Consider the following 14,192-nt stretch of genomic DNA (forward strand, 5'->3'; position numbering starts at 1 on the left):
TCAACATTTCACTGAGTTTGGCTAGTTTAGCAGTATTGAAGAATGGACGCTCATATCAAAACAGATAATTGCTCATTTTTTATAGCAACTTTTCTGCTTTAAATTTCAATCTGCAGCAACTGATACTTGTCACAGGATCGGGTTATATTGTTAAGCTAATCATGCCGATGATAAAAAAATACCAGATTGTTCTTTTATCATATGCTGTGCCACATGATGCTTATGCTTAACTTGGGAGGGTTTAATGACACGATATTATTTAGTGATATGTAGTTTATTTGCTTGCTTCCCGCTATTTGCCCAAGAATCGATTCATCGTGCTGTTTATCAATTGCCGCCACAAACAGAAATTGTGGTAAATAAGCACAAAGATCAAGCTGCGTCATCGGAAATTAAGGTCTCGATTCGAATTAGCCCAGAAAAAAACGGATTAAAGATTCAACTATTCAAAGCAAGCAATTCAGACATACTTAATCGCCATGCCTTAGCGCTTGCGCAACAGATAAAGCCAGAGGATTTACCTACTCAGGAGACCTCGGCAGAACAGCGTGATCACACGAACAGACGCCTGTTCTCAAACTATGAGCAAGTTTATTCTTTTATTTCCATGCAAGATCAAGCTGTTACACAACGTATTCGACGGGTTGCCTCACCGTCTTCCTTAACTGAAATGGCCTGTTTGCTTTTACAAAAAAGTGTTCCATTAGAAGGTGAATCTTTCAGATTGAATGTAAAACTCTACATAGATAAAGAAGGCAAAATACACCAGCAACAGACTCAGCCAGTCTTAGAAAAATCATTAATGAATCAGCTTTTTCCTGATCAAAAACGCACTCAGCCCTTTTATAAAATTTTCGATCTAGAACGCCAACAATATACCGATATGTCCATCAATCAACCCGTTCGATTCATTTGCACGGCCTGATAGACAACAATTATAAAAGATTCAAATAAAAATCCTCAAACATACCTTACATATGTTTGAGGAATATCTTTAGTCAATCCTTCGGTTAGCAAGCTTAACCTTTGAATTTATTGATAGTATCCGTTGCAGCTTTCTTTAAATCATCCAGCTTATGACTGGCTTGAGCTTTTAGATCATCAAATTTGGCAGCCGCTTCATCTTTCAATTCAGCAGCTTTGGCTTTGGCATCATCTAATTTATGACCAGCTTCTTCTTTAAAGTGATCAAACTTGTCTTGAACTGCGTGTTGGGTATCTTCAAGTTTGGCCTTAAGATCATCCACTTTATTTGAAACCGCCTCTTTACCTTCAGCATTTTGCTCAGAAACATCTTTCTTGAGGTCATCAAGGGCTTTTTCGCCTTTTAACTTTAATTCCTCTGCGGAATGCTTTAAGTCATCAACTGCTTTTTCACCTTGTAACTGAGCTTCTTTTGCTTTGTATTTTAAGTCATTACCCAATTCTGCTGCTTGGTCTTTTAATTCATCAAGTTTTTCGTTTGTCATGGTATTTCCTCACTCTATAGGTAAAAAACATATTGTTTGGATCAACCTTAGTTATACCGTGTTTGGAGTTTTTTTTTGCCCATTGCTGCAAATTGAAACAAATGGGATACAGGAAGATTCAATTAATTGCGGATTGTTAAAGCTATTCATTTTCAGATATAAAAATCATATAAATGAATAACATCCTATTTATTCAATAAAATCATGTCTTAAAATTTCATACAGTACATGCCAACTTAAAGGATGCTCCATCGCTAAAGCGGGATGTTGAAACTCAGACACTTTTTGCATCTTTAATTTTCGCATCACAGCTTGTGATTTAGCATTTTCCAAAGTGGTAAAGGCAACCACTTTCTCCAGTTTCAATTGATCAAAAGCAAATGCAAGTGCCGCTTGAGCCGCTTCTGGTGCATAACCTTGTCCCCAATAAGCCTGATCGAGTCGCCATCCAATTTCCACACACGGTGAAAATGAAAATTGTGTCGGTTGATCATGTAAACCAGTAAAACCAATAAATTTCTGGTTATGTTTTAATTCAACCGCCCAAAAACCCCAGCCTTGCGTGTCGATAATTGATTTCATTTTATCAATCATCGCATCACTTTCTGCTCGAGTCAGGAGTTTAGGAAAATATTCCATCACCTGTGGATGAGTACCCATTGCGGCAAAGGAAGCATAGTCCTCTGCTTGCCACTGTCTTAAACGTAGTCGGGCTGTTTCGATCATTTTTACAACCAATAAATTTGTATTAAAAACTATTAACAATATAAGGAGATAGTTCGGATATACTTCCGCAATATCTCAATCATAGACCTCGTTGTCAGAATTACCTAATATGAATGAAAATGAACTTTTAGAAATTCAGCAGGAACTTCAAGCCCAAGAAAAACGCTTGAACTACATTCTTTCAAGTAAAAGAAGAATCCAGAACATGATTCTTTCGTTTGAAAAGGATCTGGCTGAACAGTTAATTCCAGTTATTGATCAGCAAAGTGACGATAAAGCACCTGTTGAAAGTAGTCTGGCGCTGACCATCTGCTGGAAATTTTCTAAAGCTGAATTTCCTAAAACTGAACATTGGTGCAGTGAACTCAGTATTACTGAGCTTGAGTGCAAAGATGAATTTACGGTGGCACTAAAAGCACAGGCTTGGTTAGGAACTTTGGGCAGTGATGAACTTTGGCAGACACCAATGTTTGCTGAAATTACCCTTGATCCGAAAACGGGTGGCTTAAAGAGCTATCACATTCATTTCCTATCTAAAGGAAAGATTATCTCTTTAAGAAAAAATTCAAAGCATAGTGAGACCGTCAAACAAATGCAGAGTATGTAATCCTTCGGGATGCATACTTTTTTCTCAACTCAACAATCAAAAAACTCATAGATAAAACCACTCAACATCGAATATGAATAAAGAAGAACTTATACTGCAAAAACAAGAAAATGAAAGGTATGCAAAGTGGTCAAACTATGTTTACTCCAGCAAAAGAAGAATTCAACGTAGAGTCTTGGCTATAGAGCGTGATATTGCCCATACTATTCTTCAATTCAAAACATATAAACAACGCGAAGACTTAGAAAGCTTTATTGCTTTTTTAAGTTGCTGGAAATTTTCTAAAATAGATTTTAGTCAAAATACATTCTGGTGCGATGCAATCTATTTTGATGAATTTACAATGAAAGATGATCGTACATTTATATTTAGTGTCCAAGCTTGGATCGGCTTTACTGAGAATACAGAGAGACAATCGCAAGTACCCTGTTCAGGTTATTTCACCATGAATGGACATCAAACTAAACTCAAAAGCTACGGCGTTTATTTCTACCACGAAACAAAAAAGCTTCAGTTAATTAAAAGTACTTAACTAAAAGCACTTTTATACTGTTTCTTGCACATCAACACATAACAACAATTGGCACTGATACAACCCACTGCAAGTACGGGCAAAACTGCAACAAAAATGAAAAGACTCATGGCCAATGTTTCAAAATCAAAGCCCTTGACCTGATCTTCAAATAAAATTATCAATACTAAGCACATCCACCCTGAAAAGAAGACCAGACTGACTTTAAAGAACTGCACCAAATCAAAAATTTTGCTGGGTAATTTCAATACTGATAGAACAATGACGTAGAAGATAAAAGCAAGCACGACGAGAAATGGGGTGAGATACAGCATCACTTGCATTGCATTGCTGACCACATGCAATAAATGGTTTTGTTGAAAGTTTAAGAACAAACAATACGGAATCACAAAACTAAAAACTGATGTCACACTTGCGCAGAAAGATGCACAAAGCAAATGCCAAGATCTCATTATTGTTTCCTTTATTTATTGACCATGCAGCCATTATCAATAAAGGAAATGTGTTTTGATTGAAGTGCAAGTGAAGCTTTAATGAAGTTCTAGAATAATTAAAAACGAGGCTTGAAAAGATTTCACTGAATCCCTTGTGCAAGTCGGGGCCAAGTCATGTAAAATCATCTGCCTTGCAAATACGAATGAGAGAACAATATCCGTGCGTAAAATTTTAGTCACCAATGCCCTACCTTATGCCAATGGTCCTATCCATATGGGTCACTTACTCGGTTATATCCAAGCAGATATTTGGGTTCGTGCGATGCGTGCAATGGGCCATGATGTGACTTATGTATGTGCGGATGATGCTCACGGTACAGCAATCATGCTACGCGCTGAGGCCAATGGCATCAGCCCAGAACAACAAATTGCCAATGTTCAGAAAGAACATATTCGTGACTTTGATGGTTTTGGCGTACATTTCGATCACTATGATTCAACCAATAGTGATGAGAACAAAGCACGTTCAGAAGAAATCTATATTAAAAACCGTGAAGCAGGCAATATTGCCATTCGTCCTGTTAGCCAGCTGTTCGACCCTGAAAAAGGCATGTTCCTGTCTGACCGTTTCATTAAAGGCACATGCCCGAAATGTAAAGCGGAAGATCAATACGGCGATGCTTGTGAAGTATGTGGTACAACGTATAACGCCACCGAATTAGAAAATCCACGCTCAACCTTGAGCGGTGCGACCCCTGTTGAAAAATCATCAGATCACTACTTCTTTAAACTTCCGAATTTCTCAGAATACTTACAGAAATGGACCCGTGACCAAGGTCGTTTACCTGTTTCGATTGCCAACAAACTAGACGAATGGTTTGAGGCGGGTTTGTCGGACTGGGATATTTCGCGTGACGCACCTTATTTTGGTTTTGAAATTCCAGATGCGCCAAACAAATATTTCTACGTTTGGGTCGATGCACCGATTGGTTATATGTCGAGTTTTGAAAACTACATCAAAACTAAACGCCCAGATCTAAGCTTTGATGATTTCTGGAAAAAAGACAGCGATAAAGAAGTCTATCACTTCATTGGTAAAGACATCGTTTACTTTCATGCGCTGTTCTGGCCTGCAATGCTTGAAGGTGCTAACTACCGCACCCCATCAGGTTTATTTGTGAATGGTTTCTTGACCGTGAATGGTCAGAAGATGTCGAAGTCTCGCGGTACCTTTATTAAAGCTGAAACCTATTTAGAACATTTAAATCCTGAATATTTACGCTACTACTTTGCGTCTAAGCTGTCTGACAAAGTTGAAGATTCAGATTTAAACCTAGATGACTTCGTTCAAAAAGTGAATTCTGACCTTGTCGGTAAGGTGGTGAATATTGCCAGCCGTTGTGCAAAATTCATTAACACCAACTTCAATAATACGTTGTCGGATACATGTGCAGAATCGGAACTGGTTCAAAGCTTTATTGATGCAGGTGATTCAATCGCACAGGCTTATGAAGCACGTGAATTCTCAGCTGCAATCCGTGAAATCATGGCGTTGGCTGACCGTGCCAATCAGTACATTGATGAGAAAAAACCGTGGGCACTTGCCAAGCAAGAAGGTCAGGAACAACAAGTTCATGATGTATGCTCGGTGGGTATTAACTTATTCCGTCAACTTGCGATTTACTTGGCGCCAGTCTTACCAACACTTGCCGCACAAGTTCAAGCCTTCTTACAGCTTGAAAGCTTCGACTTTGCATCACGTCAGCAAATTTTAGTTGGACATGAAATTGCGCAATTCCAGCCATTAATGCAACGTGTTGATGCCAAAGCTGTGGCTGCAATGGTGGACGCATCTAAAGATTCTTTAGCTGCGGCGGCAGAAGCGCCAAAAGCAGAGAAGAAAAAAGACAAGAAAGCCGAGAAAAAGCCTGAACCAAAAGTAGGTGAAGCTGAAATCATTGGTATTGAAGATTTCATGAAAATTGATCTTCGTGTAGCAAAAGTATTAGAAGCTGCAACAGTTGAAGGTTCTGATAAATTGCTACAACTAACTTTGGATGTCGGTGAAGCTGAACCGCGTAATGTGTTTAGTGGTATTCGTGAGTTTTATCAGCCAGAAGATCTAAAAGACAAATTGGTGGTGATGGTCGCCAACCTTGCGCCACGTAAAATGCGTTTTGGTATTTCTAACGGTATGGTACTTGCAGCAGGTAATGGCGAAGGGGTTTGGGTGATTTCACCTGAATCTGGCGCGAAACCAGGCGATAAAGTGTCTTAAGGTTTTAAATTTAAGATGATGGAAAGCCTCTACTGATGTAGGGGTTTTTATTTTTAATAACAAAAAATTACTGGAGCTATTCGTTCAAAACTAATAGCTTATTAATAACAATTTTTAAGAAGATAATGAAAGCTAATGATTAGAACAGATCGCTCTGATTTAATACTCCTGCTTATAGGCCTTGTACTATGTGGAGTTTATATAATATGTTTTTCCTCTCATAGTTCAATATCAAATATCGCTATTTTCTTTGGGCTTAAATCCGACCTATTTTTTGTTTTCGCTATTTCCTTTTTCATCTACTCATTGATAAAAAAAGTTCGAAACAACAAAAATAATAGATTAGAAAAAATATTTTTTACTATTTTTTCATTAAAAAATGGTTTTCTTTGTGTTAGCGGTTTTTTATTTTCAGCAAGTATTTTTTCATTTAACAATCATTTGCAAGAAGCAGCTATGTTTTTAAGTGTTTCTATATATATTTATTTTTTAGCTTGTGGCATTAGATTAATTGAAGAAAAAATATGCTATGAAATTTATGAATTTATTCAACCTTTTTGTAAGAAATAATTAAAAATTATATTTTTTGATTAAAGCATATTTTTTGAGAAACCATCTTCGGAGGCCCTTTTTTTATTTCTATAATTCAACCAAAATATTAAATGAACGATAAATACATTAGGTAAAACATGTTCCAGAGAATAATCACCGTCTTCTTTTTCAGCATTTTTTCTTTTCAAATCGCCTTAGCTCAGGAAACCCAATCTCAATTTAGTCCTCAAGTGCAGCAAGCCAAAGATCAAATTCAACTGACATTCAATACGTTATTCCAATCGGATGATGAAAACCCCAATATAAAAGTTGATCCCACATTAAAACAGCTACTTTCACAAAACAATGAGGAAAAGGCAAAAGAATATATCGATCAGCAACAAAACTTATTTTTAGAGCAGATGAATCGCTACATCAAACAAGGAGACCTAAGTGCATCCGTTGCACTTTTAGAATTTGCTTTATTTTCACAGGATTCAGCATTAAAAGAACAAATCGATATTAAGCCAATTCAAAAGCTTTCCAATCAAAAGGATGCTTATGCAAGTTATTTGCTGGCGCAATACTATTCAAGTACTGAACAATACATCCCCTTGCTCGAAAAAGCAGGACAGCAAGGTTCTGTTGCTGCACAAATGACACTTGCAGATGAATATGGATTTCGACTACCAGTTGAGCAGCAAAATGCCAAAAAAGCTGAGTTTTGGGCAAATAAGGCCAAACAGAATTTAGGTGAGGCGGCCTATACTGAGCAGAAATGTGCACTGGCAAATTGTGATCTTGAAGAGTTTGAAATGGTGGATTTTTCCAAGCTAACCCAGCAGTAAGGCCATACCCTAAGACGAGAACATCCGATAAAATCCGCTTACAAAAGCGGATTTTTTTCTGCGCTCAAACACCCAATTTTATTTGAATTCATGGTAAAAAAGTTTTTCTCTAATAAATTTAATGATTCTATGAAAAAAACAGCCCTCCTCCTTTCTATCTCATTCTTGAGCGGCTTTCCTTTACTCAGCCATGCAGAAACCAGCAAAACGTTGCCGATCATTGAACAACAAAAACAGGTTGCAGGCTACTATCAACACCAAATCGGTGACGTACAAATTACCGCCCTGCTCGATGGCACCAACTTTATGTCACCCAGCTTGTTTAAAGATATTTCACAGCAACACGTCCAGCAAATCTTAAAGAAATACTACGCCGATCAGGATAAAGGCGTACAGACTTCCATCAATGCTTTCCTCGTCAATACTGGAAAATCATTGGTACTCGTAGATAGCGGTGCTGCCAGTTGTTTTGGTGCACATTTAGGCTCGATTCTAAAAAACCTCGAGGCTTCGGGCTACAAACCTGAACAGGTCAATACTATTTTACTCACCCATTTACACCCCGACCATGTCTGTGGCATCAGTAAAGATGGGATTGCCAACTTCCCCAATGCAACCGTGTACGTTTCTAGTGATGAAGCCAATTACTGGCTCGATCCAAAACAGGCCGCTAAGCTTCCAAAAGACCAACAAGCGGGTTATGAAGGAACGGTTAAGCACATTAAGCAGGCGATTGCGCCTTACCAAGCCAAGCAACGCTTTAAAACTTATAAACTCGGTGATGAGATTCAAGGCTTTAAAGTCATTAACACGGCGGGACATACGCCCGGTCACTTTAGCTATGAATTAAAAACTAAGGGCGAAAGCGTGGTGTTTATTGGAGATATCGTGCATTCACATACTGTGCAATTTGATCAACCTGAAACTGCGATCGAATATGATATTGATCCGAAAAAAGCGATTGCTACACGCTTAAAACAATTTGCTGATTTTGCCAAGAATGGACAAACCATTGCAGCTCCGCATTTACCTTTTCCGGGGATTGGGCATATTTATTCTGCTAATGGAAAGAGCTATCAATGGATTCCTGTACATTTTAAAGATTAAGCTGAACAAGCTGATTCTAGGCAATAAAAAAGCGACCTTCTCGGTCGCTTTTTTCTGCTGCATCATTTCATGCCAAAGATCAGCTTTAATCCCAGTAAGGTCATGACACCACCCGCGATGCGATCAAATATCGATTTAGACTTTAAATAAACTTTACGTGGGCCTTCTGCTGACAGCGCCACTGCAACCAGCGAGTACCAACCTGCATCAATAAAGAAGCACAGCATTGGCAATACCACATAGTAATAACTTGGAATCTCTTTCGGTAATAAGGCGGTAAAAATACTGGCCAGAATAATCGCAATCTTTGGATTACTGAGCTGAGTAATCAGCCCTAAACGAAAGGCTTGTGCATAACTCATCTGATTCACAGTGCCATTGACTGCTTCCATCGGTTCTTTGGCATGTTTGATAATTTTATAGGCCAGCCAAAGCAAGTACAGACCACCAAATATTTTTAGCGCGATATAGGCAGAAGGCACCGCCAATAGAATCGCTTGCAAGCCCATGACCGCAAGCAAACCAAATAAAGCTGCACCCGTCCCTGTTCCCAAGGCGGTAAACAGTCCATGCTTACGAGAAATCGCAATTGAGTTTTTAGCCACATAAATAAAGGTAGGGCCGGGGCTAATTGCACCCAACATTAACGCCAAAGCAATTGAGCCTAAAATCAATAACGATTCCAAGTGAAACCTCTAGATTAGAATAATTTTCAAATATTAATTTTACTGAAAAAGTAGAGCGAGAAGATATAAAAATTTTGACTAATCTCAGCAATTTTTGAGAGCTTCAAGCGATGTCATCTGATTAGAAGGCAACAAACTAGAGCAAAGACTCAATTTATAATGAATATCAAACACTTAAAAATAGCATATTCATCTCCGCCATAAATCAAGTATCCGATTTTTCTATAAAACTAATTTTATGATCAAAATTTGTCATCCATTTTAATGTAACTTTCATTTATTTTTAGCAACTTAAATCCCATAATAAAATTATGGATTAAATTCATTTTCATCAATAACGATAACCGAGGCACATTAGATGCAAAGCAAAAAACTGAAAAAATTAGACCCTTCACAATCACATCTCTGGATCATTGGCGGCGGTATTGCCGGCATGGCGGCGGCAGCCTTTGCCATTCGTGACGCCAAAGTACCCGCCCAAAACATTCATATTTTAGAAGAGCTTGAGGTTTCAGGTGGTTCAATGGATGGTGGACATAACCCACTCAATCCCAATCATGCTTGGGTGACGCGAGGCGGACGAATGCTGACCGATGAAACCTATCTCTGCACATGGGATCTATTCTCTAGCATCCCTTCACTGGAAGATCCCAATATTTCTGTCCGTGAGGAATGTCGCGATTTTAATGAAAAAATTAAAACCCATGCCCAAGCCCGTTTAATTGATGCGAACCATGTGATTGTAGAAGCCGAAAAGCTTGGTTTATCCACCTTGAATCGTGCACAGATGCTACGCCTGCTGGCACTCAAAGAAGAACGGATTGGCAGCCGGCGTATTGATGAGTTTTTTGATGATGCATTTTTCCAAAGCAATTTCTGGCGGATGTGGCGCACCACCTTTGCCTTTCAGAAATGGCATAGTGCAGCAGAATTGCGTCGTTATTTCTTACGCTTTATTCAAGAATTACCTCGTATCCATACCTTGGCAGGGGTTAAGCGTACCAAATACAACCAATATGATTCGATGATTTATCCCTTACAACGTTGGCTGGTCGAACAAGGCGTAGATGTCCGTTTTGGTACTTATGTCACTGACGCTGATTTTGTTGAAGACGAGCAGAGTAAAGAGCGTAAGGCAAGCAAATTGTATCTCAACCTGCCAGAAGGCACGGAACAGATTGTATTGGGTGAACATGATTTGGCACTTTTCACTTTAGGTTCGATTACAGCAGATTCACGTTATGGCGGTCAGAATGATGTGCCTGCCCTAATCCGTGATCGACAGGATCATGGCTGGCGCTTATGGGAAACCCTTGCACAAAAAGCACCTGATTTTGGTCGCCCAATGACCTTTAATGGCAATATTGATGAACATAAATGGAAGTCCTTTACCCTGACGCTGCATGATGATGTCTTGCTGAAACGTATCATCGAATACACAGGCAATGAACCGGGAACAGGCGCACTAATGACATGGTTTGAATCAGGCTGGCATTTATCCATCGTGGTGCCTGCACAGCCGCATTTTGCCGATTTACCTGCAGGTAAATTTACCTTGTGGGGCTATGGTTTCGAAATTGACCACATCGGTGATTACATCAAAAAACCCATGAGTGAAGCCACTGGACAAGAGATTGTGATTGAGTTAATTCAGCAACTCGGATTCGACGATATCTTGGATCATGTACTGGCGCATAGTGATATAACCACGGTGATGATGCCCTATGCCTCTGCCCTGTTTGCCTGTCGTAAAGCGGGCGACCGTCCCTTACTGATTCCAGAAAATGCCGTTAATTTTGCCTTCTTGGGCCAATTTGTGGAACTCGAGGATGATGTGGTGTTTACCGTGGAATATTCAATTCGTGGCGCCATGCTTGCCATTTATCAGCTTTTAGGTGTAGATCGTGAAGTTCCAGAAATCTATAACGGCTTGCTCGATCCCAAAGTCGGTTTAAAAGCCTTAGAAACCGTGTTTCACTAAATCATTTTGAAAGGCTAAAAATGAAGTAGATCTTGATGATCTACTTCATCCTCCTGATCAGCTCTTAGATCTATGAGCAAAAATTCAGTCAAATTTGCTGAATAGTGCGCTTATTCTTGCAGCAGCAGCTTGCCATTTTCTTTCAGTAATTTTCCATCATAGCTATAAATCATTTTCTTCTGAGCAACTTTACGTTCTTGCTCCTCACTTTCTGGTGCCCCCATAAAGTCAGGCATGCTCACGATAATTTGATTCGGCTTCGCTGAAACCTTGATGAGATCCGAACATGAACCAAAAACAGGCGAAACCGTCACTTTCTGATTCGGGCTGATTTTCACAAAATTCAGTTGGATCGGACAACCACTGCCGCCAATGTCTTGCACCAAAACCACATCATCCATGTGTAGTTTATAAATGCCTTCAATTGACAGACCGTTATTGCCCTCAATTTTTGGCAACACCATTTTATGATTAAAATATAGCGTTTCTTGTCCAGTCTCAGGGCTGACTTTAATTTGAACTTGCCCATAACGTGTTTTCTTGACGTTTTCCGCAGCAAAAGCAGTCTGTGTAGCGACCAATACCGTAGCAGCAAGTACCCATTTCAACATCTTATTTTGCTTCATCATTTTGATTTTACTCATCACCTTGTTTAATGATTTTTGGTTTTAAACTACATGGATTTTCGACCTTGATCTCCTGAAAGTATTTCTCTCCGTCTTCTTCTGCATCATAGCCAAAATTAAACGAAGCATCGCTCTCATCAAAGAAGGTGGAATAGCCAATCTGTCCCATCTCGCTAAACTTTGGATCCTTTTTACTGATGCTGAGATAAGGCTTGAGTTCAGGTAGCCGGTAAAACACCACTTTGTCATGTTCTTTGTCCAATTGCTGTTTGGTCACAAAGCACTTTTGATCGGGTGACATTTTTAATAATTCAAAGAATTCCTGCTGCTTGTTATCTTGATCATACACCGTGAGGATATGCGGATTGCCAGTTGCACCCAACTGAAAACCAATCCGTTTTGGGGTGAATTGATAGGCTCTTGCCGTCTTATTCCATTGCGATATTAAGACCTTTTCTTGACCTTTATAGACTTTGATATAGTCACAGGCATCGGTTTTTACATTACAGTTTCGTTTAATAATTTTGACCTCACCCGCTTGGGCCAAAACTTCTGCTTTAGCCCATAGCGTGCTACTACAACAGAGCACACTGATTGCTAAAATTAATCTACTTGTCATTTTATAATATACCCAATTGATTTAAGCCGTGGTCTAAGTGCCACAAGATAGACAGCTTATTCTGCTTAGAATAAATTGGGAATTCAATGTTTTATTGCTCGCCTCATTCACATGAGGCTGAAAGTACCAAATACAACACTTCACTGCTAAACGAACCATCTGCTTGAATACGATAATATTGTTGAACTTGATCAGCTGCCTTTTGCTGTAAATCCCGTATAGTCTGGACTGCATATTCAGGAGTTTGCATTCGCTCCGTCCAACTCTTGAACTCTAGATCTAAATATTGCTTTTCAACAGTCTCAACCCGAAAACCTGCATATTCAGCAAAGCGTATCCACTCCTGTAAACTATAATTGCGTACATGGCTTGGATCTCGAATCGTTTCAATGGTCTGAAAGAAGGTATCCATCACGGGATTTAAGTGCCCTAAAATATCGACAATAATCACCTTGCCTTGCGGCACCAATACACGGCGAATTTCCGCCATCGCCTGTGCCACATTTTGCCAATGATGTGCTGAATAGCGCGTAATCACACAATCAAAGCTTTGATCGGCAAAAGCTAAACTCTCTGCTGCACCTTGCACAGCCTTGACATGATCAAAGCCCTTTTGCTTGGCCTGCTGTGCCACCAATTCAAGCATTGACGGCGTTAAATCATAAGCCGTCACTTGATCGGTAAAGGGTGCAATTTGATAGCTGACATGGCCACCACCACAACCTAAATCCAACACTTTTTTCAATTGCTGTGACTGGATCAAGTGCTGCATTTTTGCAAACTCAATCCCTTGTGCATGAACACTACTGTTTAAATAGGCTTGAGATTTATCTTGATATTGCTGTTGATTGACTTGATGCTGGGTACTCATGTTCTTATCCTTGCGTTGTCGGTCTAAATTCAAAATAACCAACAACAACCAAAAATAAAAATGATTAATTTTATAAAAATTAATAAAAATAAGTTATCAATTAAAGACCAATCAAACTGGCCGCCACATTGATCGCCACCGCCAAAATTACGGTATTGAAAATAAAGGCCAACACACAATGAAAAATATTCAGATGTCGAAGCTCTGAGCTGGTAATCGAGACATCCGCGGTTTGTGCAGAAGTACCAATGATATAACTGAAATAGATAAAATCCAGATAATCTGGTTGATCGGTTTTCGGAAAATCTAGACCTGCATCTTGATGACGACTTTTGGCAAGGTAGTAATCATGTGCATAATGAATGGCAAATAAAGTATGCAGTAATAACCATGTCGAGAAAATCGTGCCGATGGTCAGTAAAATGAGTACTGTTTTTAAAATGGGTTGATCTTTGGGGACATGTCCCAACTGCACCACAATCGAAATAAAACAAATCACAATAGCGATCAGTACCACAGTCAAGATCATCCACTTGCCTTCATCCTGCTGTTTGGCACGTTGTAAAATATGGGTGGCGTCCAAGTGCCACATCATTTTCAAGGTCAGAAATAAATACAGCCAAATCGCAATATTCCAACCAAGTTGCAAGCAGGTTGCCCAATGCCATTGCGTGAACAGATGCAAAGCCCCGTAAATCAACAATCCCAAAAAAAAAGTCGCAGACAAATATGGTCGATACTTGATTCCTTTCACTAAACGATGGATGAATCCTTGCATATTTCACCTATTTGTATTTTTTATGCATGAGTAATTTACCCTTATTTTTTAACACTGTATTGCCTTAGAAAAATCACTCAGAACTGCGATTTTACCGAA

General features: G+C 39.2%; 16 protein-coding genes. 8 read left to right on the top strand and 8 right to left on the bottom strand.

The features are described 5' to 3' along the window. The first annotated feature begins 244 nt into the window (after nt 1-244). The gene (locus F957_RS07540) at nt 245-925 is read left to right on the top strand and encodes a hypothetical protein (protein ID WP_016541671.1); all 681 of its coding nucleotides are present in this window, start codon (nt 245-247) and stop codon (nt 923-925) included. Nucleotides 926-1,019: 94 nt separating this feature from the next. Here F957_RS07540 and F957_RS07535 read toward each other — a convergent pair whose 3' ends face one another. Together F957_RS07535 and F957_RS07530 are read right to left on the bottom strand one after the other, a co-directional pair. Then, complete coding sequence (locus F957_RS07535) at nt 1,020-1,469, bottom strand: hypothetical protein (RefSeq protein WP_016541670.1); 450 nt, start codon at nt 1,467-1,469, stop codon at nt 1,020-1,022. Between the two features lie 189 nt (nt 1,470-1,658). Further along, nucleotides 1,659-2,195 carry a GNAT family N-acetyltransferase gene (locus F957_RS07530; RefSeq protein WP_016541669.1) on the bottom strand — a complete coding sequence of 179 codons (537 nt, stop codon included), beginning with the start codon at nt 2,193-2,195 and terminating at the stop codon, nt 1,659-1,661. Between the two features lie 109 nt (nt 2,196-2,304). Here F957_RS07530 and F957_RS07525 point away from each other — a divergent pair, with 109 nt between their 5' ends. Together F957_RS07525 and F957_RS07520 are read left to right on the top strand one after the other, a co-directional pair. Beyond that, complete coding sequence (locus F957_RS07525) at nt 2,305-2,802, top strand: hypothetical protein (protein WP_016541668.1); 498 nt, start codon at nt 2,305-2,307, stop codon at nt 2,800-2,802. Between the two features lie 73 nt (nt 2,803-2,875). After that, nucleotides 2,876-3,334 (top strand): hypothetical protein, encoded by a 459-nt coding sequence (locus F957_RS07520; protein ID WP_016660434.1) that lies wholly within the window; start codon nt 2,876-2,878, stop codon nt 3,332-3,334. Here the strand turns inward: F957_RS07520 and F957_RS07515 are convergent. Continuing rightward, nucleotides 3,331-3,786 (bottom strand): hypothetical protein, encoded by a 456-nt coding sequence (locus F957_RS07515; RefSeq protein ID WP_016541667.1) that lies wholly within the window; start codon nt 3,784-3,786, stop codon nt 3,331-3,333. The two genes, F957_RS07520 and F957_RS07515, sit on opposite strands and share 4 nt — an antisense overlap. A gap of 202 nt (nt 3,787-3,988) precedes the next feature. Here F957_RS07515 and metG point away from each other — a divergent pair, with 202 nt between their 5' ends. The 4 genes from metG (at nt 3,989) to F957_RS07495 (ending at nt 8,532) form a co-directional block, all read left to right on the top strand. Continuing rightward, nucleotides 3,989-6,046, top strand: coding sequence for a methionine--tRNA ligase (gene metG / locus F957_RS07510; protein ID WP_016541666.1), 2,058 nt, complete (start codon nt 3,989-3,991; stop codon nt 6,044-6,046). Between the two features lie 135 nt (nt 6,047-6,181). Continuing rightward, nucleotides 6,182-6,616, top strand: a complete 435-nt coding sequence (locus F957_RS07505; RefSeq protein ID WP_016660435.1) for a hypothetical protein — start codon at nt 6,182-6,184, stop codon at nt 6,614-6,616. Nucleotides 6,617-6,735: 119 nt separating this feature from the next. Beyond that, complete coding sequence (locus tag F957_RS07500; protein ID WP_016541665.1) at nt 6,736-7,425, top strand: SEL1-like repeat protein; 690 nt, start codon at nt 6,736-6,738, stop codon at nt 7,423-7,425. A 129-nt stretch (nt 7,426-7,554) separates the two neighbouring features. Then, the gene (locus tag F957_RS07495) at nt 7,555-8,532 is read left to right on the top strand and encodes an MBL fold metallo-hydrolase (RefSeq protein ID WP_016660436.1); all 978 of its coding nucleotides are present in this window, start codon (nt 7,555-7,557) and stop codon (nt 8,530-8,532) included. A 62-nt stretch (nt 8,533-8,594) separates the two neighbouring features. On the opposite strand, the gene F957_RS07490 is transcribed toward F957_RS07495, so the two are convergent. Beyond that, on the bottom strand, nt 8,595-9,176 hold the full coding sequence (locus F957_RS07490; RefSeq protein WP_171068304.1) for a LysE family translocator: 582 nt from the start codon (nt 9,174-9,176) through the stop codon (nt 8,595-8,597). Nucleotides 9,177-9,576: 400 nt separating this feature from the next. Here F957_RS07490 and F957_RS07485 point away from each other — a divergent pair, with 400 nt between their 5' ends. Further along, nucleotides 9,577-11,199 carry an oleate hydratase gene (locus F957_RS07485; protein WP_016541663.1) on the top strand — a complete coding sequence of 541 codons (1,623 nt, stop codon included), beginning with the start codon at nt 9,577-9,579 and terminating at the stop codon, nt 11,197-11,199. Between the two features lie 110 nt (nt 11,200-11,309). Here the strand turns inward: F957_RS07485 and F957_RS07480 are convergent, their stop codons facing one another. The 4 genes from F957_RS07480 to F957_RS07465 all read right to left on the bottom strand — a co-directional run bounded on the left by F957_RS07480 (nt 11,310) and on the right by F957_RS07465 (nt 14,093). Then, nucleotides 11,310-11,828, bottom strand: a complete 519-nt coding sequence (locus F957_RS07480) for a hypothetical protein (RefSeq protein ID WP_016541662.1) — start codon at nt 11,826-11,828, stop codon at nt 11,310-11,312. Between the two features lie 7 nt (nt 11,829-11,835). Beyond that, nucleotides 11,836-12,444 carry a hypothetical protein gene (locus tag F957_RS07475; protein WP_016541661.1) on the bottom strand — a complete coding sequence of 203 codons (609 nt, stop codon included), beginning with the start codon at nt 12,442-12,444 and terminating at the stop codon, nt 11,836-11,838. 103 nt (nt 12,445-12,547) lie between these two features. Then, nucleotides 12,548-13,315, bottom strand: coding sequence for a class I SAM-dependent methyltransferase (locus F957_RS07470; RefSeq protein WP_016541660.1), 768 nt, complete (start codon nt 13,313-13,315; stop codon nt 12,548-12,550). Between the two features lie 100 nt (nt 13,316-13,415). Further along, entirely contained in the window at nt 13,416-14,093 is a 678-nt protein-coding gene (locus F957_RS07465) for a DUF1345 domain-containing protein (protein WP_016541659.1), read from the bottom strand. Between the last annotated feature and the right edge of the window lie 99 nt (nt 14,094-14,192).

Source organism: Acinetobacter gyllenbergii CIP 110306 = MTCC 11365 (genome assembly GCF_000413855.1).
GTDB lineage: Bacteria > Pseudomonadota > Gammaproteobacteria > Pseudomonadales > Moraxellaceae > Acinetobacter > Acinetobacter gyllenbergii.

Excerpts from the sequence above, each read along its gene's own strand:
- F957_RS07540 (WP_016541671.1), top strand. The coding sequence starts at position 245 with ATGACACGATATTATTTAGTGATATGTAGTTTATTTGCTTGCTTCCCG.
- F957_RS07535 (WP_016541670.1), bottom strand. The coding sequence starts at position 1,469 with ATGACAAACGAAAAACTTGATGAATTAAAAGACCAAGCAGCAGAATTG.
- F957_RS07530 (WP_016541669.1), bottom strand. The coding sequence starts at position 2,195 with ATGATCGAAACAGCCCGACTACGTTTAAGACAGTGGCAAGCAGAGGAC.
- F957_RS07525 (WP_016541668.1), top strand. The coding sequence starts at position 2,305 with ATGAATGAAAATGAACTTTTAGAAATTCAGCAGGAACTTCAAGCCCAA.
- F957_RS07520 (WP_016660434.1), top strand. The coding sequence starts at position 2,876 with ATGAATAAAGAAGAACTTATACTGCAAAAACAAGAAAATGAAAGGTAT.
- F957_RS07515 (WP_016541667.1), bottom strand. The coding sequence starts at position 3,786 with ATGAGATCTTGGCATTTGCTTTGTGCATCTTTCTGCGCAAGTGTGACA.
- F957_RS07505 (WP_016660435.1), top strand. The coding sequence starts at position 6,182 with ATGATTAGAACAGATCGCTCTGATTTAATACTCCTGCTTATAGGCCTT.
- F957_RS07500 (WP_016541665.1), top strand. The coding sequence starts at position 6,736 with ATGTTCCAGAGAATAATCACCGTCTTCTTTTTCAGCATTTTTTCTTTT.
- F957_RS07495 (WP_016660436.1), top strand. The coding sequence starts at position 7,555 with ATGAAAAAAACAGCCCTCCTCCTTTCTATCTCATTCTTGAGCGGCTTT.
- F957_RS07490 (WP_171068304.1), bottom strand. The coding sequence starts at position 9,176 with ATGTTGGGTGCAATTAGCCCCGGCCCTACCTTTATTTATGTGGCTAAA.
- F957_RS07485 (WP_016541663.1), top strand. The coding sequence starts at position 9,577 with ATGCAAAGCAAAAAACTGAAAAAATTAGACCCTTCACAATCACATCTC.
- F957_RS07480 (WP_016541662.1), bottom strand. The coding sequence starts at position 11,828 with ATGATGAAGCAAAATAAGATGTTGAAATGGGTACTTGCTGCTACGGTA.
- F957_RS07475 (WP_016541661.1), bottom strand. The coding sequence starts at position 12,444 with ATGACAAGTAGATTAATTTTAGCAATCAGTGTGCTCTGTTGTAGTAGC.
- F957_RS07470 (WP_016541660.1), bottom strand. The coding sequence starts at position 13,315 with ATGAGTACCCAGCATCAAGTCAATCAACAGCAATATCAAGATAAATCT.
- F957_RS07465 (WP_016541659.1), bottom strand. The coding sequence starts at position 14,093 with ATGCAAGGATTCATCCATCGTTTAGTGAAAGGAATCAAGTATCGACCA.